The following is an 18,625-nucleotide window of genomic DNA, read 5'->3' as shown; positions in this document are numbered from 1 at the left end:
CTTAACGGTGCTGCGTATATAGGTTAGCTTTGGTCATTTCTCGAAGCAGTTCGTATTCCGCCTCTGTGAGCGAAGGGGCCTCTGCTGCACCGATATTCTCAAGCAGCTGCGTCCGCGAGCTTGCACCAGGAATGACAGTCGCCACCGCTGGATGATGAAGTGCATAACGAATAGCCGTTTGAGACATGCTTCGCTGTTCACTCACTAAAGGACGAAGCTGATGACGAATATCGGTAATCTGAGCCCCTGAATAATCCAGGAAACCCTTCGCTGCTTTGTCATCTCTGCCATCGGCAAGCGCACCACTCGCAACCGGCCCTCTCGCAATTACGCTGATTCCATGCTCATCCAGCAGAGGATATACCTCCTCTTCACCACGGCGATCCAGCAGGCTGTATTGGCTCATGACACTGACGATCTGAGCACGCTGAACATACTCTCTGATTACGTTAGGCCGAATCGAGGATATTCCGTAATAACGGATAACGCCTTCCCGCTTCAATTGTTCGAACGCTTCAATCGTTTCTCCCATGTTATCTTCTAACGTACCTCCGTGCAGCTGGTACAAATCGATATAATCCGTCTTTAATCTTCGCAGACTCTCTTTGACCGCAGAGAGGATATGCTGTTTACTTGGATCCCAGGTTAAACCGGACTGTCCGGGGACACGAACGTTCCCTGCCTTGGTAGCCAGAATAATATCCTGTCTGCGGCCTTTCAGTGCACTGCCTACGATTTCTTCATTTCGTCCATCATCATAAATATCCGCTGTATCCAGAAAATTAACGCCGCGATCGAGTGCTTCATGAATAAGCGATACCGCTTGATTCTCATCTGTCCCGAGCGACATGCAGCCTAGTCCAATCTCACTCACTAAGAGATCTGATGAACCGAGCCTATTCTTCTTCACGATGCATTTCCCTCCTCTATGACGAAATATCAATATGAGATTCTATTGTAGCATGTCCTTATCATTAAACAAAAAATGGACCGGAGTCTCCTTCCAGACAGAAGGAAATTCCGGCCTCTTCATATTCTTTATTAATAGTAAGGTGCCATAAACAGATAAACGATAACCCCAGTAATACTTACATAGAGCCAGATCGGCATCGTCCAGCGTGCAATCTTCTTATGCTTCTCCACCTGCATCGTCCAGCCCCATACCAGGGAGAACAAGGCTAGAGGGACGATTACAGCCGCCAGGAAGCTGTGGGTAATCAGAATCGTAAAGTATATAGGGCGAATGATCCCTTCTCCCCCGAACTTGGCAGACTCAGGCGATATATAGTGAAACGTTAAATAGGTTACCAAAAACAATAGTGTGGAAGTGAATGCAGCAAGAATAAACCCCTTGTGAATTCTAATGTTCTTCTTCATGATGGCAATCAGGGCTGCAACCAGAAAAATAAAAGTAAAGCTGTTCAGCACAGCATTGATTCTTGGAAGAATCGTATAATCAAAGCTGATTTCACCACTGTAGCCGACGGGACCGAAGAATAGTACCAAAATAATAATATTTGCGATAAGGGAAACGGTTAAAATAATTCCCGCGAAATTCTTTTTGCTCGTCGGGACGTATCCGCCTTCCCCGAGATTTTTGCCCATACTTACGTGTATCCTCCTCTGTGAGTAAATGCTATTTCTAATTATATACTGCCATACTCTAGGTGTTAAGTGACAACACTTCGAACAATCACTCTATACGGGTTCTAGCTTCTGTTTCATAGCATAGATTTATACTATATAATCGTCCTTCCGAAAAAACATGTCTTTTCAATCTCGATTGCAAGCAGTATAATAAGCTGAGTTATTGCTCACAATCACATACGTAGTTTTATTTATAGGGGGAGTCTGGCACACCAGGTATCTCTCTGTCTTTTTTGAGGCATATCAACGGCTCCTTACGCCAGATATGTCTTTTTTCTTGTCCTGGATTGGATTACAACCCGTGCTGTCCGGACAATATATCTTTATGATAACTTCGTTGTGATTCGCTCGCAGACTCTACAATTGAACTTAGAAAGGAGATCACTATGGAGTTTATTCTGCATCTTGTACTCATTCTTATCTTCACCAAACTGGCAGGGCATCTGTCCGTGAAGCTGGGACAGCCATCTGTACTGGGGGAATTGATCGCCGGGGTTATCCTCGGACCCGCAGTACTTGGATGGGTGCATCAGACTTCATTCATACAAGAATTTGCGGAGATTGGAGTACTCATCCTCATGTTCATCGCAGGTCTGGAAACGGATCTTGATCAGCTGCGAAAAAACTGGAAGGCGGCGTTTGCCGTTGCGGTCGGCGGGGTTATCATCCCCTTCTTTGGCGGCTATGGATCAGCTGTCGCCTTCGGCATGGATCAGCATCATGCGCTGTTCTTCGGATTGCTCTTCTGTGCAACCTCCGTCAGCATTTCTGTACAAACGCTTAAGGAGATGAACAAGCTTAACTCCAGAGAAGGTACGACGATTCTTGGTGCTGCCGTTGTAGACGATATTCTCGTCGTTGTCCTCTTAGCTGTCATGATGAGTGTACTTGGAGCCGGAGAATCCGTCAGCATCGGGACACTGATCGGCAAGAAGGTTCTGTTCTTTGTCGTTATTATTGCAGCATCCATCTGGGCTGTTCCACTTCTTATGAAATGGCTGTCGAAGCTGAAGGTGGCTGAAACGGTCATCTCTGCCGGTGTCATTATCGCACTTGCCTTCTCCTATTTCGCTGAGTGGATGGGCGTTGCGGGGATTATTGGAGCCTTCGCTGCAGGTATCGCCATCTCGCAAACCGACTACAAGCATACGGTGGAGAACAAACTGGAGCCCATCGCCTACAGCTTGTTCGTCCCTGTGTTTTTTGTAAATATCGGGCTTAATGTCAACTTTGAAGGCGTCGGATCTCAGATTGGATTTATTATCGTCATCAGTGTGATTGCGATTATAACCAAGCTGCTAGGCGGCGCGCTGGGTGCTGGTCTGACCGGGTTCAACCGACATTCTTCCTTTGCTGTAGGAACAGGCATGATCTCCAGGGGAGAAGTTGCTCTCATCATCGCAGGAACAGGTCTCAGCTCGGGTCTGCTTGCTGCCGAGTATTACACCTCGGTTATTATCATGGTGATCGTGACAACCCTGGTAACTCCGCCGCTGCTTAAAATCATGTTCTCAGAGAAACGAGAGAGCAAAAAAGAAGTTTCTTCCGTTTAAAAATATAAAAGAGCAGAGGGTTCGCATTTTATGCGTCCTCTGCTCTTTTATAACCCGCGTATTTTATAGTGAGATCACTAAGAATGATGAGTTATGGATTATCACCGTCAAGATACTGCTCATATTCCGAATTCAATCGCTTCTCCTTACAGTGGACTGATCCGCAGTTTGAATAAAAAACCTGTACACGATTTGTTTCCTGTACGCCAAGCTCATTGTGGCAGTCCCGGCATAAAATAACACCCAGCGGAATTGAGCCCTTATTGTTCTCCACTACAAGTACCTCCTTGATTGTAAGGTGAGGATTGATGCGGTTCCTCCGAGTAACAAGTGTTCCTGACAGCTACCGGAGTGTAGCATAACCTCTTACACCATTATATATAGTAAGCGTTATCAGGATTTATGCCTGTAAATTTCGGATTTCATTTTAATCTACCTAATAAAAAAACGATCCGAGCTCTAGAAAGAGCCCGAATCGCTGAATTATTGATATGTTGTTATTTGTTCTCATCTCCAGGAATCACACAGGAATCATCGGTGCATACAGCAGCATCCTCGGTATTCCCGATCACCTGCAGCGGCTGGCCTTCGGACCAAGCCTGAGTGAGTGCCTGACTAAACACAGAGAGCGGCTGTGCCCCGGAGATGCCATACTTGCGGTCAATAACGAAGAATGGAACCCCTTGAATGCCAAGCTGCGCCCCTTGTCTCTCGTCACTGCGGACTTCCTCACTGTATTGATCTCCTTCAAGCACAGCTCTGACTTCCTCGCCATCCAGTCCGAGCTCTACAGCCAGCTTCACCAGCACTTCTTTACTGCCGACATGCTGTGCTTCTACAAAATAAGCAGCCAGGAGCCGCTCCACCATTTCCTTGTCTTTGCCCTTGCTCGCTGCATAATGAGCCAGACGATGGGCATCAAATGAATTCGTCGGTTTAATTCGATCAAAATTATAATTCAACCCTACACTTTGCGCCTGCTCTACCACATTCGCTGTCATCGCTTTGGCTTGCTCAACTGTTGTTCCATATTTGCTTGCGAGCGATTCATACGTTGTCTGATTAGTATCCACTGCTTCATTCGGATTCAATTCGAAGCTGCGGTACACCACTTCTACGGATTCACGAAACGGAAGAGACTCAAGCGCTTCCTCAAATCGACGTTTACCTATATAACAAAAAGGACACATAAAGTCCGACCAAATTTCTACTTTCATGCTGTTGAACCTCCTAATATTCTGTTACTTACTATTGGTAACCAAATCATAGCATACAGATGGAGCTATGCACAACTCTTCTGCCATTTTGAAGGATATGTAAGTTTTTTGGGGGTCTTTACCGATAACAACGTAGTGGCATACCTATTTTTTCATACATAAGGGGGAAACATCTGCATTATGAATCGTTTTACCAAAGCACACATCAAAAAATTAACTGCTATTCTGCTTACGGCTGCATTTGCTCTGGCTTTGCCCGTCTCCTCGGGCATCTCTTATTCGGGAATAGCACAAGCCGTAAGCAGTCAGACAACAGCTGTGACCCTAACTTATCCATCCAAATCCATTACTCTATCCTTGGATAAGCGTGAGCCGATTCAAACTAAGCTTAACATGTCGAAAAAAGTGCAGGTCGTATATGCTTCAGGTAACAAAGCCATTGCCCTTGTCAATCAGGAAGGTGTTGTTATCCCTGTAAAGCAGGGGTCTACGAATATTCTGATCCAGGTCATCACTCCAGGTTACAAAGGTCAGCTCAAGCTGCCTGTGACCATCACAAAAGGAGCCTCCAAGGCCAAGGCCGTCTATGCGACGAAAAAAGTCAGTGTGTCGGGCAGAACCTTCAGCGTGAAGACCGTCACCTTGCCAAAAGGAACACCCGTCACTGCCGGTCTTGCCAATCATAGAGTAGGCGCGGTCAAATCGCTGTCTTCCATTGCCGGAGCATATAACGCATCTGCTGCTATAAATGGAACTTATTTTGAAGCTTACGGTGGTGTTCCCGATCCTTATGGCATGATCATCAAGGATGGGATTATTGAGCATATTGGCAATACAGGTACAACCATCGGTTTCAAGTGGGATGGCTCTGCTGTTATGGATACACTTCGTGTTCGAGTTCGCGGCACCGTCAAGACTACCGAGGAGCGAGCACAGAGCTGGTATGTTTATTTTGTTAACCGCACACCGACCAAAGGGAAAACGTCCGCTGTCATGTTTACACCAACGCGTGGTGCAAATGTTGGCTTCTCCTACGGAACTGCGATTACCGTTCGCAAGGGAATCGTCACCAAAGTCGCTCCAAATACAAATGCAGCCATTCCAAGTGACGGATATGTGCTTGTATTTACAGGCAAGGAGGAGGACATGCTTGCTGCACGCTTCAAAAAAGGAAGCTATGTAGACTACAGCATCAGTTATTATAATGAAGATAACAAAGATATCAACTGGTCCAATGTCCATACGGCTATCGGTGCGGGTCCGAGACTTGTAAAAGACGGAAGGCTTGCCGTAAATCCGGCAGCGGAAGGATTCAGCAGCTCCAAAATTCTAACGGATGGCGGTGCGAGAAGCGGAATTGCCATCCAGAAGGACGGAACGATTGTGCTGGCAACCGTGCCTGGTGCCACGATCAAACAGTGGGGCAATATTATGCTGAAGCTGGGAGCTTATCAAGCCATGAATATGGACGGCGGCGCTTCCTCAGGTATGTATGCCAATGGTAGGACGATCACTACACCCGGCAGACAGATTAGTAATGGTCTCGTATTCGGAAGCTCTCTAAAGTGGTAGCCTTAAACGCAAATGAAGGCGTAGTAGCTCCTTGCCAAATGGCAAGGGGTTCTTTTTCATAGAACAAGATTACAGCCAGCTTCTAATGTACATAATAGAAATATATATTTGAAGTCTGGAGCTTACCACATGAAGACTAAAATCTCAGGATACCAGTTGTTCTCCATTACATTTCTGTTTCAGTTCGGCACAACCATCATCTATGCCTTTGAAGCGACAGTTGGGAGAGATGCCTGGATTGTTACCGTACTCTCTTTTCTGATCGGGATCATACTTATTGCCATGTATCTGGGGATTATGCAGCTTAACCCCGGACTGACACTGGTTGAATGGTTCCCCTGCCAATTCGGCAAATGGATCGGGATTCCGATCGCTCTGCTGTATCCCTGTGTATTTCTACTGGATGCCGCTCGTATTATCGGTGATTTGAGAGATCTGGTGCCGGCTACAATCCTGCCGAACACACCTCCTATCGTACTTATCCTTGTGTTCAGCGCACTCGCCCTATATGGGTTGATCCTTGGCATAGAAAACATCTCCAGGCTCGGACAGATTCTGCTTCCCATCTTACTGGGTCTGTTTTTCCTTGAACTGATCTTCCTTCTGTTCTCCGACATTATCAACTGGGAATTGCTGAAGCCTGTCTTGTGGAAGGGATGGGACCCTGTTTTTAAGACAACGATTCTTCAAGGCATTACGCAAACTTATGGAGAAAGTATTGCCCTCGCCATGATATGGGTGATGACGGATAAGAAAAGCAAGGTATGGAAGGCGACTTTATTTTCTACTGCATTTGTCTTCTTTCTGATCCTGCTGCTGGATATTTACTCAATTACGGTGTTTGGTGATGTGTTGTTTCAACGTCTGGTCTACCCTTTTTACTCCCTGTCAGGCATGGTCAACATTCAGGGCTTTATTACGAATCTAAATCCTTTTGCAGTTGTGACTATGATCAGCACAGCGTATTTTAAACTGGTCATCAAAATGTATGCTGCGCTGACAGGAATTCAATTCCTGCTGCGTCTCAAGAAGGGCCGCAGGCTTATTCTGCCGGCGATACTTGTGATCATTATTCTCGGCATGTCACTGGATAACAATGTGACGGAGCATATAAGTGTAGTCAGTTTTCAGGTTGTTACGCCTTATGTTTGGATCCCTCTATATATTGGACTTCCACTTCTGCTCTTCATCGTCAGCCTGATCCGACATAAAATAAAATCGGCCCGCTAAGGGCCGATTTCATGTTTATTTATGAAGCATTCTCGCTTCCGATTCCCTTCTGCTTCACTTCCTCTTCTTTTAACTGGGGAGAAGCACCGGTAACGCCAAAGCTCTTAATGGTAACATGTGCTTCTACATCAATCTTCATCTCAGGAAAAATCTCTTCCCAGCGCGGCTGCAGCTTCCGCCACTCTCCGGGATGGTTGCGAAATAAATAATCTCCAACATTTAAAACATCGGCTCTGAACTCCTTCTGTATTTTGCGAATGACCCGCTGTTCATCCTTGACGATCTCATCCGCAATTTCACGCTCCATCCGCCGGATGACTTCGGCATTATACAGATCAAGTCCAGAATTATTCTCATTTAAATGAGCATCCCCTGTCAATATGAAATGCATCGCTACATGGTCATTTTCGAAGCTGGGACGATATTTACTCTTCAAATTTCTAATCTCTGTACTTATCGCTCCCTCACCGCCGATGTCACTGGTCAAATCCGTAACCGAAACGCTTCGTTCTCTCATGAGAAACCACATTAAGTACCCAACCTCTTTGTTGTCCAAATATCCTCTTAGCTTCATTTGATTATCAAACACCGCATTGCCGATGTATTGATAGGGCATCACTGTCTTTTCCTTTTTCCCTTCGGCATCCGCAACTTTTTCGACCGCAGGAAGAACAGCTCCCCCCATGGAGTCGGAATTTACGGATCGGAGCAAATTAAGAAACGTAATATCTGCCACTTCGCGATGCGATTGATGCAGCTTGTAATACTCTCTAACGGCCTGATTTCCATACGGAGTTTTGCTCTTCAGAAAATCAGACGCAAGACCTCCCTTTACAACAAATATATCTGACCGAAGTGGCGTTTCCGGATATCGGCTATAAATATCAATAACATCCTTCACACCAATCTTGGCAAGCTCTTCACCCATTACCAGTGTCCTTCGATGTCCTCTGTTAATAATGCGGGACACTTTATTCTGGACAAAGCTGGAAGCTTCGTAAATGGTGCTCTTGGGTTCTCCTTCTTCTGTATAGTCCTGCTGCTTGTCTCCCCCTTCCGCACCTCCCCCTGAGATCAGCGCGAACTGGTTGGTAACCTTATACCCCTTCTCCGGGATATAGTCTACGCCTCCACCCAAAGCAAATGCCTGGTCATTCAGCTCTCTGCTGTCCCAGCATCCTGTTAACAATATGAGCATCGTAAGGACCGCGGACCATCTAAATGCTAATCTCATATCAATTTGCCTCCTAGCTTATGGTTTGGGCTTCTGACCCTTTGGAGTACGTGTCGGGTTCCGAGATCCAATAAGATTCGGTCTTTTATTCATCGCCCAGTGTGGATTGCGCCATATCATATCCTGCATATTCACCGAAGCAACCGGTGCCAATGGGCTCATATAAGGGACACCAAAGGAGCGAAGACTAACCATATGAAGCAGAATTGCCAACGTGCCGATGGTTATGCCGAACAATCCGAACACCCCCGCACAGAGAAGAAGTGGGAAGCGCAGCATCCGAAAGGCATACCCGACATTGTAGCGAGGCGCGGTAAAGGAGGCAATTCCTGTACCGGCCACGACGATAACAATAGGGGCAGATATGATGCCCGCCTGAACGGCAGCTTGACCGATAACGAGCGCACCGACGATGCTGACCGCTGATCCGATCGCCTTCGGCAGACGAATCCCTGCTTCCCTAAGCCCCTCAAATACGCCTTCCATAATGAAGGCCTCGATCACCATGGGAAATGGAGAAGCCTCTCTCGCCTGGGTAAAGCTGAGTGCAAGGCTCGTCGGCAGCATCTGCGGATGGAAATTGACAATCGCAATAAAGACGGAAGGGAGAAACAGAGAAGCCATCAAGAAGATAATTCGGATAAGCCGGGTAGCCGTGGCGTACAGATAAGGATTGTAGAAGTCCTCTGCTGCCTGCACGCCGGCCCAAAAGGTAAACGGAACGATTAGCACAAACGGTGTGCCATCTATAAAGATAGCGACTCTTCCTTCCAGAAGACTTGCCGCCACGGTGTCCGGTCTCTCTGTATTCTGAACCGTAGAGAAAGGCGAATATGGCGCATCCTGAATAAACTCCTCTACATAACCTGATTCAAGAATGGCGTCGATCTGGATATCCTTTAGCCTGCTTCTGACTTCCTGCAGCACGGCCTCCTCCGCAATGCCTTCTATGTAGGAGATCACGATATCCGTCTGTGTATATTCACCGATGACCAAGGACTCCATTTTGAGCTTAGGGCTCTTTATCTTGCGCCGTACCATGGCCGTATTTTGTCTCAGCATTTCCGTAAACCCTTCTCTCGGGCCCCGAATGCCCCCTTCCGAGGTCGGCTCTTCAATGCTTCGGCTTGCTCCTCCCTTCATATCAATCATGAGTGCTGAAGGTACCTTGTCCACCAAAATGGCGGCATTCCCGCTCAGCAGTCCTTTCTCCACTTCCGTAAAGCTGACTGCCTTCTTCATATTTGACGCAGGAATTCGCTGGGTGAGGATCAGCTGTTCCGGGTTCGATGCCTCCCCCCCTTCCTTCGAGCCGCCAAGGATGATTGGATTTAAGACACTCTCATCGATCATCTTCGTATCAACCAATCCATCAATAAATACAATTAGGATCTCACTCATATTCGGAAGAGGAATCTTCCGAAACACTACATCAGAGCATTGGGAGAAGGACTGGCGAAGCTGTTGTTCGTTCGTGAACAGCTCCCTCTCCAGCTTTTGATGAGTATAAGATGAACTATCCCCTTGTGTATTATCTGAAGCACCTGTTTGCTGTTGGTGTTGAGACCCCTTCCCTAAAATGACCCTTCGTACCAGCTTCTTCAGCAGATTCATCCTCTTCACTCCTTCTCGTCATTCCAGTGTCGATCCGTAATCCACAATCTCCAAATCCACATCGTAAGTGACAGGAATTTCGCTAAAGACTTCATCCCATCGTTCCTTTACCTTGTTGTAATATCCCGGGTATTTAATACGGACTTCCTTACCAAAACCGACTACATCGGCATGATATGTATGCTGCAGCTTGTCCAGCAGTACTTTGATTTCATTTTTTACAGTTTCATTGAATTTCTTTTCCTGCTCTGCAATGTATTCTGAATCAGTGGGCTCCTCGGGATAACTCCAATCCTCAATCAATCTTCCCTTTGATCTCACATCAAGATGAATAGAGAGCTCGTCTCCTTCCAGCTTAGGCGTAATCTTGCTGCTAATTGAAGCAATCTCATATACGATCGTATCGCCTTTGTTCGAATAAGTCTTCAGCAACCCGCCCGGGCTCCCTTCTATCCAGGAAATGGCTTCAATATCTACTTGATTCAGTCTGCCAATATATTTATTCGTATCCCCTTCAAAAAGCGCACCGCCGACAAATTTCAATTCATTCTCTGCCATGATGACATTCTGCAATACAAAGCTTTGTCTGGACTGCATTAATCCTTCCAGCTTCCCAAGTGAAACAGCAGGCAGAATCCGGTTCGTACGCTGCCGATTGCGGACCAGGCCTCTCAAATTAAAGGCTGGAACTTCACCTGGCTGACTGGCACTCAGCACATCGATGGCTTTCTGCTGGCTGATCAAGACTAGGGCACTGGGCCGGATATCATTATCACGCAATATAAAATCTAGCAGCTGCTCCAAGCTATATTTCGTTGCCAATTCACTAGAGATGACGATAACTTTCAAATGATGGCCGATGAGAGGGCGATCTCTTCTTAGCGAGAATTGCCTGAATATTTGCAGCAGGGAATCTCCCGTGAGTCTTTCGTTAAGGTAGGATTCACCTGCCTGGCCGCTCTGTCCCTGAGATGTCTGAGATTTCGTTCCCGGCACAATTTGCACCGTAGCTGTTATCACATTCTTCTTAGGATAATGTCCTCCGCGCTTGTTGACCTCTTCTTCAAATTTCGTTTCATCCGCCACATCCAGTCCGACCCCAACGTATACTCTCAAATCCTCGATCTCCCGGCTGCTCCAGCAGCCCGACAAGCAGACGGTCAGGATAAATATGGCCATCAGCTTGAATGTTTTACGCAGGTTGTTCACTTCGCTTCCCTCCTTTCTTTCGTATGAGACTTATGATGAGAAGCATTAACGGAAGTCCGCAGAACAGCACCAGTGAGAAATTGCCCAGAATATCACCAAGGATGAACGTTTCATTAATGTCCTTCGGCAGCATCGCGATGATATAGTTGACGGGCAAAAGCAGCAGTAGAAAAGGTGTAATTTTACGACCTTTAAACAGCTGGGCACCGCCAAGGGAGGCAGCATAATGTGTAATGGTAAACGTAGAGAAAATCTGCATGATCCAAATAACGAGCAGTAGTGATTCGAACCTCTCAAAGATAAGACCTTCGGTTTCAAAACTGCGCAGCAGATCAAGCGTGGGCCAGGTTTTGGTTAAAGTGCCATCCAGCGACAAGCCGCCAATGACCATAATGACGGTAATCAAGTATACGACCAGCGGTACTGATATGCCATAAACGACTGCTTTTACTCCCTTATTTGGATGCTTCATATAGGCCGCGACGACTAACATGGCTTCAAATCCGGTAAATGAAAGCAATGAGGGCTTGATCCCCTTAATGACCGGCATGATTCCCATTCCAAGTACAGGTCTTAGGTTGTTGATATCGAACAAGTGGACACTAAGCAGGATGATGACGACAAATATGACCAGTGTAATGGGCAGGATGATCTCATACAGCCGAGCAATCGGATTAATACCGCCAATCACCAGGTAGAATCCTACCCACATAAATATCATTACATAGGCCCATACAGGGGTTGCTTCCAGCAGATATAGACGTGTTACCTCCGCCATCACCCGAATTTCAAAGGCAGAAATAGTGATAAAGTAGCTGATAATGCAAAAACAGATGATATAGGCAATCCATTTCCCCGTGATCTCGCGCGTGAACTGAAACACGGTCTTCCCGGGAAATCTCATGCATAAACGCGCTATAATGATGCCTGCAGCAAAGGTGATTACGCTTGACAAGAGAACTGAAATCCAGACATCCGGTGTTCCGACCGCCTTGGCCATCGTCCTTGGCATCGTCAGGATGCCGGCCCCAAGCATGTAGTTGATTACAATAACCGATGCCTGGGTCGTTGTTATTTGATCTTGTGCCTTATTCAGATTGCTGCTCATTGTAGGCCATCACTCTTTTCTATTTGCCAAAGTTTATGATTTCATGCGATCCCGGTCCTTGCCCCTCGTCGTGCTGGGCCTCTTGCTCATCATGAACATGGGAGCTCGAACGATAAAGTCCTTCCAGTCAGATGGCTTGTAGGAGATTACCGGGGCGGTATATGGAACACCAAAGCTCTTGAGTTTTACAAGATGACTGCACAGCAGCAAAAAGAACATGATCACCCCAAATAGTCCAAACAAAGCTGCGCTGAACATGGCTCCAAACCGGAGCACTCGGATGATAATGCCGGCGCTATACATCGGAATAGAGAAGGAGGATATCGCTGTTACTGCTACGACAATGACCAGAAACGGACTGACAATGCCGGCCTGAACGGCTGCTTCCCCGATAATAAGACCGCCTACGATACCCATCGCGGGTCCGACCGGTTTGGGCAGTCGTATTCCTGCTTCTCTTAGAATCTCAATAGCGACCTCCATGATCAGCGCTTCAATGATCGAAGGAAAGGGAACACCAGCCCTGGTATTAATAATGGTGAGTGCCAGCTTGGTAGGAATAAGCCCCGGATGAAACGATATAAAAGAGATATACATCGCAGGTCCAAGCAAAGCGATAAGAGCAGCCAAATAGCGAACGAGCCTGATAAAAGTTCCCCAAACCCAGCGTTCATAATAATCCTCCGGCGACTGCAGCAGCATACTGAAGGATACTGGAACGATTAAGGCAAATGGAGTTCCATCCAGAAGAATAGCGACACGTCCCTCCAATAGGGCACCAATGACTCTGTCCGGCCTTTCCGTATTTTGGGTCTGTTGAAAGGGGCTGAGCCAGTTGTCTTCAATCAGCTGCTCAATATACCCCGATTCGAGCGGGTCATCAATGCTGATTTGTTCGATTCGTTTCTGAACTTCTTCTACCAGCTGGGAATCAGCAATATCGTTCATATAAGCGATGACTATATCCTTCTTCACACGATTTCCTACTTCGAGCTGGGTAATTTGGAGACTGCTGTTTCGGCCATGCAGCCGCAAGAGTGCTGTATTCTCATTCAATTTCTCTGTAAAGCCGACTCTCGGACCTCGAAGCAGTGCCTCTGACAAAGGCTCCTCAGCGCTTCGCTGCTTGCCTTTGGGTGAACCCACAATCATTACGCCGCAGGCTCCGTCAACAAGCAATCCCGCATAACCTGACAGCATCTTTTCTATGGTTACACCGAGCTGTTTGGATTCCATCATTCCTATGACCGGAAGCTGCTTTTGCTGCAAATATTTTTCCAAATCCTCACTCGAATGAAGTCTCTCTGCTTCCGTTTGGGGTATCCCATCCCTCATCAGCGGGGAAAGGACATGAGTGTTGATCAGATCAGGATCCGTCAGACCGTCTACATAGATAATGGCAGCACGATTGTTCAAGCCCTTAATGACAAATTCCCTGATATGCACGTCAGCATTGTTACCGATGCTCTTTTGTATAAGCTGAATATCCGAATTGTAGTCCCCTGTAAGCTGCTGACTGGATTCCTGCGTCTGATCAGCTTCTTTGCCCTGACCAGAACTGTTGTCTTGTTCGGGAGAGCTGCTTACTTGCCCGGAGGAGTTGTTCGCCTTCTTGCTCCGGTTCGTTGCTTTCACTTTACGGTTAAGGTCAGCAGCAGCCTTCATCATTACAACGGGAAGGACGAATACGACAGCCGCCTGAATCCATATTCCCCCGTCTGGGAAATAGGACAATAGGGTTTCCCACAATTTAAAAAACTCCCTGCTGTGATGGATTGTATAGGATCGATTGTATTTTAACCCCAAACCCTCATAATCATTCTTTAATTGGAAGATGACGCTCACTCTAGACATCCATCCAAAAGACCAGCCATTGCTTACAAATCTGCCGGCGTACCATTGACGATTTTCCCTGTTCATTTTCGGGTATTAACTCTATGCAATACTCAATTGAATTGGAAAGGGGTATTTCATGCATATCAAGTACAAAAAAGCCTGGAAGCAAAACATCATATATGAAATTTATCCGCGCAGCTTTAAAGATAGTAACGGGGATGGGATCGGAGATCTGCCTGGAATTATTTCCAAGCTGGATTATTTGCAGAGTTTAGGAGTAACCGCCCTTTGGCTGAATCCCATTTACAAATCGCCGGACATTGATCATGGCTATGACATTACCGACTATTATGCGATCCAGCCTGAATACGGAACGATGAGTGATTTTGATCTGCTGCTGGAGGAGGTTCACAACAGAGAGATGGGACTTCTCATGGATCTGGTCTTAAACCATACTTCCGATCAGCATCCCTGGTTCAGAGAATCACGCTCTGACAAGCATAGTCGTTACCGGAATTACTACATTTGGAGACCTGCCGGAGCAGACGGCGGCCCTCCTAACAACTGGACCTCTTATCTTGGCAAGTCTGCCTGGACCTTTGATGAGGAGAATGAGGAATATTACATGCACCTCTATAACTCGACTCAGCCGGATCTGAATTGGGACAATCCTGATCTGCGCGAAAGCATGTATAAGATGATGCGGTTCTGGCTGGATAAAGGCATTGACGGATTTCGTATCGATGCAGTGAATGCGATCTCGAAGGATCAGACTTTCCCTGATTCGGATCTGACCAGACTGCAATCGAACGGTGAGCCCTTCATTAAGAATGGACCAAATATTCACGATTATTTGCAGGAAATGCATGAAAAAGTGTTCTCTCATTACGATATCTTCACTGCAGGTGAAATGTCCTATATCAGTGAGCAGGATGTACTCGACTACACACACCCGGATCGCAGAGAATTGTCCATGGTGATCTCTCCTGAAGCCACTACGCTCGGTAATCTTCCGGAGGATGAATTTCAACAAAAGGAATGGACGCTTGATGAGCTGCGGGAGGTCATGCAGAAATGGCAAAATAACGTGGGCGACCCAGGCGGATGGTTTGGTCTTTACTTCAGCAATCACGATCAGCCCCGGCTGGTTAATTCCTTTGGTCATCCCGGTAAATACAGGATTCAATCCGCCAAATTGATCGGTACCATGCTGCATACGTTAAAAGGAACCCCTTTTATGCTGCAAGGTGATGAGCTCGGGATGACTAACAATCCTAAGCTTCATTCGATTGATGATATCAAAGAACAGCAGGCAATTGCCTATTACGATGTCATGGTCAATGAACGAGGAGAAGATGAAGAGAAGATTATGCAGCGAATTCGAAGAAAAGCAAGAGATCACGCACGGACCCCTATGCAGTGGGACGAGAGCATTCATGCTGGATTTACTACGGGAGAGCCTTGGCTTCCAGTAAACCCGAATTACAAGGAGGTTAATGTCAAGGAACAGGACTCAGATCCCTATTCCGTATTAAATTATTATCGACAGCTTATTAATATTCGTAAAAACCATGCTGCACTCACCTACGGAGAGTATAAGGCAATTCTAACCGATCATCCTCAAGTTTTTGCGTATCTGCGTTTATTTGAGGATCAGACTTGGCTCGTTCTGCTTAACTTCTCAGAGGAAGAAGCAGCTTACTCCCTTGATTCGAATGATATAGAACGACTCGCGGATCCCCGCCTACTTATAGGGAATTACAAAGAACCTAATGAAATGATTGATCTCAAGAGTGGTGTTCTTAAGCCGTATGAGGCTATTGTGCTGGCACCTTCACTTCACTGATTCCCTCTATTTGATGAATAAGAGAGCAGCTCTTAGTTTTCGGATTGGGCTGCTTTCGACGTTTCAACAGCTCATATAGAAAACCGTAGATTACCATATATTACATTGGGATATGATCCTTCAAGATGATATAATTTCCATATTAATAGATCTTAATATGCAAATGAAATAAAAAGGGTCTTGTTTCGATATAAGGAGGTTTTAATCCACGATGAGCACACCTATTCAAATCTATAAAATATCTGCTGAGTTAAAAAAAGATCAATTCAAACTGCTTGTGATTCCCTGGAAGCTGCTTATTGAGACAAACCGTTATTACGAAATCCGGGAAGAGAACGGACCTGTCAAAAGATTATATAAGGAGAAACTAAATACGATCACCATGGATACTAAATCTTATGCGAATGGAACCATCGTCTGCTCGGCGTTCTGTTCTGAGGATTACATACATCAAACCAAGAAAGAAATTGTAAAGAAATTAGGGCATATTATTGACTCCTACATCGAGGAGCTCCGGGTTAACCAGAAGACGATAAAAGAATGTGCTCCAAGAGATATCTATCTGGGATAATAATAGATCAAGCGAAAAGAAGCCTTCTCCGTTATGGAGAAAGCTTCTTTTCGCTTGGACTTTGAATCGGACTTGAACAGTGTCCTATACAGCAGTCTTCTCGATCAACCTTTAATACCTGAGTTCAGGTTAATGGACTGCATAAAGTATTTCTGTGCAAAGATAAACAAGATGAGTGTAGGAATGATCGCAAGCATTGCAGATCCCATGAGTTGTCCAATCAAGCGATAGTTACCATAAATATCTTGAAGCAAGAGCAAGCCCGCAGTAATCGGCATTTTCTCAACATCCGTATATACGATAACTGGCCATAGGAAGTCATTCCAGGAACCAATGAATGAGAACAAGCCGCAAACGACCAATACCGGTTTAACTAATGGCAGAATGACGGAGAAGTAGATTCTAAAATCACCTGCTCCATCCACGCGTGCGGATTCATCCAGGTCATTTGGAATACCCTTCATAAATTGTCTTACCAGGAATATATTTCCCATCCCCGCAAGACCGGGAATAATCATGGCCCATGCGGTATTTACCCAGCCAAGCGTTTCAATGATCTTGTAAGAAGGAATCAGGTTTACGACCGCTGGGAAGAACGAAATCCCGAGCAAGGTAAAGAACAAGGCGTCCCTTCCCTTAAAGTTCATGCGTGTATAGCCATAACCTGTGATCGAGATAATGACAATAACGAGTGCTGTGTGCGAAATCGCAATAAATAAAGAGTTCATTAACCAGCGCAAGATCGGAGCAGTAGACGTATTCTCCAATATGGTCACATAGTTATTGAAGTCCCAGTCAACCGGCAGCAATCTGAAGCCGGTCGAAACCACTTCCGTCTGGGAACGAAACGATGTCGTAATCCCAAATAGAACAGGAATCGCCCAAATGACACAAATCGCTATAAGAAATAGGTACGATATATATTTCGAAATATTGATTTTCTTTTTCATTTTGAACCATCTGCCCCTTCCGTATCCACTTCCTAGTTCGCATTTCGGTTCATTACATAATATTGCAATGCCGAAATAACCAAAATAACGAGACCCAGCAGCACTGCCATAGCAGATGCCATACCAGCCAAGGATTCACCTGAACCGAATGCGAGTTGTCTGATGTACATCATAAGTACGTGTGTGCTCTGCTGCGGTCCGCCGTCAGTCATCATGAGCGGCTGACCAAATACGTTAAAGGAGCCGGCAGTTGTCATAACAAAGGTATAAATGAGCGGGAAACGAATAGACGGCAACGTTATGCTGAAAAATCTACGAATAGAACCTGCCCCGTCCATCTCAGCAGCTTCGTACAAATCCTTGGAAACACCATTAATAGAGGCACGGTAGATAATCATGTTACCTCCAACTCCGCCCCAAACCGTAATGACGATGATAATAATCCAAGCGTATGGCTGAGTTGTGGCCCAGACCGTCTCCGATCCGAATACATTACCTGTAACCCCTAACTGCTTATTGAATATTAGAGACCAGATCAGCGCAGCTGCAGAAATAGAAATGAGGCCTGGAATATAAATGATCGATTGAATAGTTCCCTTCAATTTCACTTTTTTATGCTCCAGTGCCACAGCAATCATCAGAGGGATTACGATCAAGATTGGAACACTTAAAAGAACAAACAGCAGTGTATTCTTCAAACCATTATAAAACTGATAATTAAATGTAGATTCACTATCAAAAAGAATCGTTTTATAGTTATCAAGACCAACCCAAACCGGGTCATTGATTAAATTCCACTGAGTAAATGAAGCATAAATACCGTAGATCGTCGGTATCAGAATAAATATTAGAAATAGTATAAGATGGGGCCCAACAAAGAAAACAGGGGCAAAGGATCTCTTCTTCATAGCCTTTCAATTCTCCTTTTGGAAAAGTAATGTGCCATAAATGGCACATTACTTTGTACTAAATCGATGTACTAAAGATGAATGTTGAACCCTGAGTCATCTTCAGTTCATCTATATATTCTTCTTTTGA

Annotated in this window: 16 protein-coding genes; 5 read left to right on the top strand and 11 right to left on the bottom strand. The window is 45.7% G+C overall.

The genetic code is table 11. From position 1 onward, the window contains the following. Nucleotide 1: 1 nt before the first annotated feature. Together BK126_RS25680 and BK126_RS25675 are read right to left on the bottom strand one after the other, a co-directional pair. Entirely contained in the window at nucleotides 2–910 is a 909-nt protein-coding gene (locus tag BK126_RS25680) for an aldo/keto reductase (protein WP_076315344.1), read from the bottom strand. 131 nt (nucleotides 911–1,041) lie between these two features. Beyond that, nucleotides 1,042–1,605: a DUF420 domain-containing protein gene (locus BK126_RS25675; protein WP_076315343.1), complete on the bottom strand. Its 564-nt coding sequence runs from the start codon at nucleotides 1,603–1,605 to the stop codon at nucleotides 1,042–1,044. 428 nt (nucleotides 1,606–2,033) lie between these two features. Here BK126_RS25675 and BK126_RS25670 point away from each other — a divergent pair, with 428 nt between their 5' ends. Next, nucleotides 2,034–3,200 carry a cation:proton antiporter gene (locus tag BK126_RS25670; protein WP_076315342.1) on the top strand — a complete coding sequence of 389 codons (1,167 nt, stop codon included), beginning with the start codon at nucleotides 2,034–2,036 and terminating at the stop codon, nucleotides 3,198–3,200. Between the two features lie 91 nt (nucleotides 3,201–3,291). Here the strand turns inward: BK126_RS25670 and BK126_RS25665 are convergent, their stop codons facing one another. Together BK126_RS25665 and BK126_RS25660 are read right to left on the bottom strand one after the other, a co-directional pair. Then, entirely contained in the window at nucleotides 3,292–3,474 is a 183-nt protein-coding gene (locus tag BK126_RS25665; protein WP_047913693.1) for a GapA-binding peptide SR1P, read from the bottom strand. Between the two features lie 223 nt (nucleotides 3,475–3,697). After that, complete coding sequence (locus BK126_RS25660) at nucleotides 3,698–4,417, bottom strand: DsbA family oxidoreductase (RefSeq protein ID WP_047913692.1); 720 nt, start codon at nucleotides 4,415–4,417, stop codon at nucleotides 3,698–3,700. Between the two features lie 180 nt (nucleotides 4,418–4,597). On the opposite strand from BK126_RS25660, the gene BK126_RS25655 reads away from it, so the two are divergent. Further along, nucleotides 4,598–5,989 (top strand): phosphodiester glycosidase family protein, encoded by a 1,392-nt coding sequence (locus BK126_RS25655; protein ID WP_076315341.1) that lies wholly within the window; start codon nucleotides 4,598–4,600, stop codon nucleotides 5,987–5,989. A gap of 129 nt (nucleotides 5,990–6,118) precedes the next feature. Then, entirely contained in the window at nucleotides 6,119–7,219 is a 1,101-nt protein-coding gene (locus tag BK126_RS25650) for a GerAB/ArcD/ProY family transporter (protein WP_076315340.1), read from the top strand. 19 nt (nucleotides 7,220–7,238) lie between these two features. Here BK126_RS25650 and BK126_RS25645 read toward each other — a convergent pair whose 3' ends face one another. Genes BK126_RS25645 through BK126_RS25625 form a run of 5 tightly spaced genes read right to left on the bottom strand, consistent with a single transcriptional unit; the run spans nucleotide 7,239 to nucleotide 14,133 of the window. Further along, complete coding sequence (locus tag BK126_RS25645) at nucleotides 7,239–8,453, bottom strand: Ger(x)C family spore germination protein (protein ID WP_076315339.1); 1,215 nt, start codon at nucleotides 8,451–8,453, stop codon at nucleotides 7,239–7,241. An 18-nt stretch (nucleotides 8,454–8,471) separates the two neighbouring features. Beyond that, nucleotides 8,472–10,061 carry a spore germination protein gene (locus BK126_RS25640; RefSeq protein ID WP_445321906.1) on the bottom strand — a complete coding sequence of 530 codons (1,590 nt, stop codon included), beginning with the start codon at nucleotides 10,059–10,061 and terminating at the stop codon, nucleotides 8,472–8,474. 24 nt (nucleotides 10,062–10,085) lie between these two features. Then, the gene (locus tag BK126_RS25635; RefSeq protein ID WP_083656217.1) at nucleotides 10,086–11,276 is read right to left on the bottom strand and encodes a Ger(x)C family spore germination protein; all 1,191 of its coding nucleotides are present in this window, start codon (nucleotides 11,274–11,276) and stop codon (nucleotides 10,086–10,088) included. After that, nucleotides 11,260–12,384, bottom strand: coding sequence for a GerAB/ArcD/ProY family transporter (locus tag BK126_RS25630; RefSeq protein WP_076315338.1), 1,125 nt, complete (start codon nucleotides 12,382–12,384; stop codon nucleotides 11,260–11,262). Before BK126_RS25630 ends, BK126_RS25635 begins: the two co-directional genes overlap by 17 nt. A gap of 33 nt (nucleotides 12,385–12,417) precedes the next feature. Beyond that, nucleotides 12,418–14,133, bottom strand: coding sequence for a spore germination protein (locus BK126_RS25625; protein ID WP_076315337.1), 1,716 nt, complete (start codon nucleotides 14,131–14,133; stop codon nucleotides 12,418–12,420). Between the two features lie 223 nt (nucleotides 14,134–14,356). Between BK126_RS25625 and BK126_RS25620 the strand changes: the two genes are divergently transcribed. After that, nucleotides 14,357–16,066: a glycoside hydrolase family 13 protein gene (locus tag BK126_RS25620; RefSeq protein ID WP_076315336.1), complete on the top strand. Its 1,710-nt coding sequence runs from the start codon at nucleotides 14,357–14,359 to the stop codon at nucleotides 16,064–16,066. Nucleotides 16,067–16,277: 211 nt separating this feature from the next. Further along, on the top strand, nucleotides 16,278–16,637 hold the full coding sequence (locus tag BK126_RS25615; protein ID WP_076315335.1) for a hypothetical protein: 360 nt from the start codon (nucleotides 16,278–16,280) through the stop codon (nucleotides 16,635–16,637). A gap of 104 nt (nucleotides 16,638–16,741) precedes the next feature. Here BK126_RS25615 and BK126_RS25610 read toward each other — a convergent pair whose 3' ends face one another. Next, a complete protein-coding gene (locus BK126_RS25610) occupies nucleotides 16,742–17,587 on the bottom strand; it encodes a carbohydrate ABC transporter permease (RefSeq protein ID WP_076315334.1) in 846 nt (281 codons plus the stop codon). Nucleotides 17,588–17,619: 32 nt separating this feature from the next. Then, nucleotides 17,620–18,495 (bottom strand): carbohydrate ABC transporter permease, encoded by an 876-nt coding sequence (locus tag BK126_RS25605; RefSeq protein WP_076315333.1) that lies wholly within the window; start codon nucleotides 18,493–18,495, stop codon nucleotides 17,620–17,622. Nucleotides 18,496–18,625 lie beyond the last annotated feature (130 nt).

It is taken from the genome of Paenibacillus sp. FSL H7-0326 (assembly GCF_001955535.1).
In the GTDB taxonomy this organism is placed as follows: Bacteria; Bacillota; Bacilli; order Paenibacillales; family Paenibacillaceae; genus Paenibacillus; species Paenibacillus shunpengii.
The sequence above is the reverse complement of the archived record's forward strand: the minus strand, read 5'-3'. Positions and strand labels throughout refer to the sequence as shown.

Bases quoted from the DNA above. Each gene is read 5' to 3' on its own strand.
- BK126_RS25675 (WP_076315343.1), bottom strand. From the start codon at position 1,605: ATGGGCAAAAATCTCGGGGAAGGCGGATACGTCCCGACGAGCAAAAAG.
- BK126_RS25670 (WP_076315342.1), top strand. From the start codon at position 2,034: ATGGAGTTTATTCTGCATCTTGTACTCATTCTTATCTTCACCAAACTG.
- BK126_RS25660 (WP_047913692.1), bottom strand. From the start codon at position 4,417: ATGAAAGTAGAAATTTGGTCGGACTTTATGTGTCCTTTTTGTTATATA.
- BK126_RS25655 (WP_076315341.1), top strand. From the start codon at position 4,598: ATGAATCGTTTTACCAAAGCACACATCAAAAAATTAACTGCTATTCTG.
- BK126_RS25650 (WP_076315340.1), top strand. From the start codon at position 6,119: ATGAAGACTAAAATCTCAGGATACCAGTTGTTCTCCATTACATTTCTG.
- BK126_RS25645 (WP_076315339.1), bottom strand. From the start codon at position 8,453: ATGAGATTAGCATTTAGATGGTCCGCGGTCCTTACGATGCTCATATTG.
- BK126_RS25630 (WP_076315338.1), bottom strand. From the start codon at position 12,384: ATGAGCAGCAATCTGAATAAGGCACAAGATCAAATAACAACGACCCAG.
- BK126_RS25620 (WP_076315336.1), top strand. From the start codon at position 14,357: ATGCATATCAAGTACAAAAAAGCCTGGAAGCAAAACATCATATATGAA.
- BK126_RS25615 (WP_076315335.1), top strand. From the start codon at position 16,278: ATGAGCACACCTATTCAAATCTATAAAATATCTGCTGAGTTAAAAAAA.
- BK126_RS25610 (WP_076315334.1), bottom strand. From the start codon at position 17,587: ATGAAAAAGAAAATCAATATTTCGAAATATATATCGTACCTATTTCTT.
- BK126_RS25605 (WP_076315333.1), bottom strand. From the start codon at position 18,495: ATGAAGAAGAGATCCTTTGCCCCTGTTTTCTTTGTTGGGCCCCATCTT.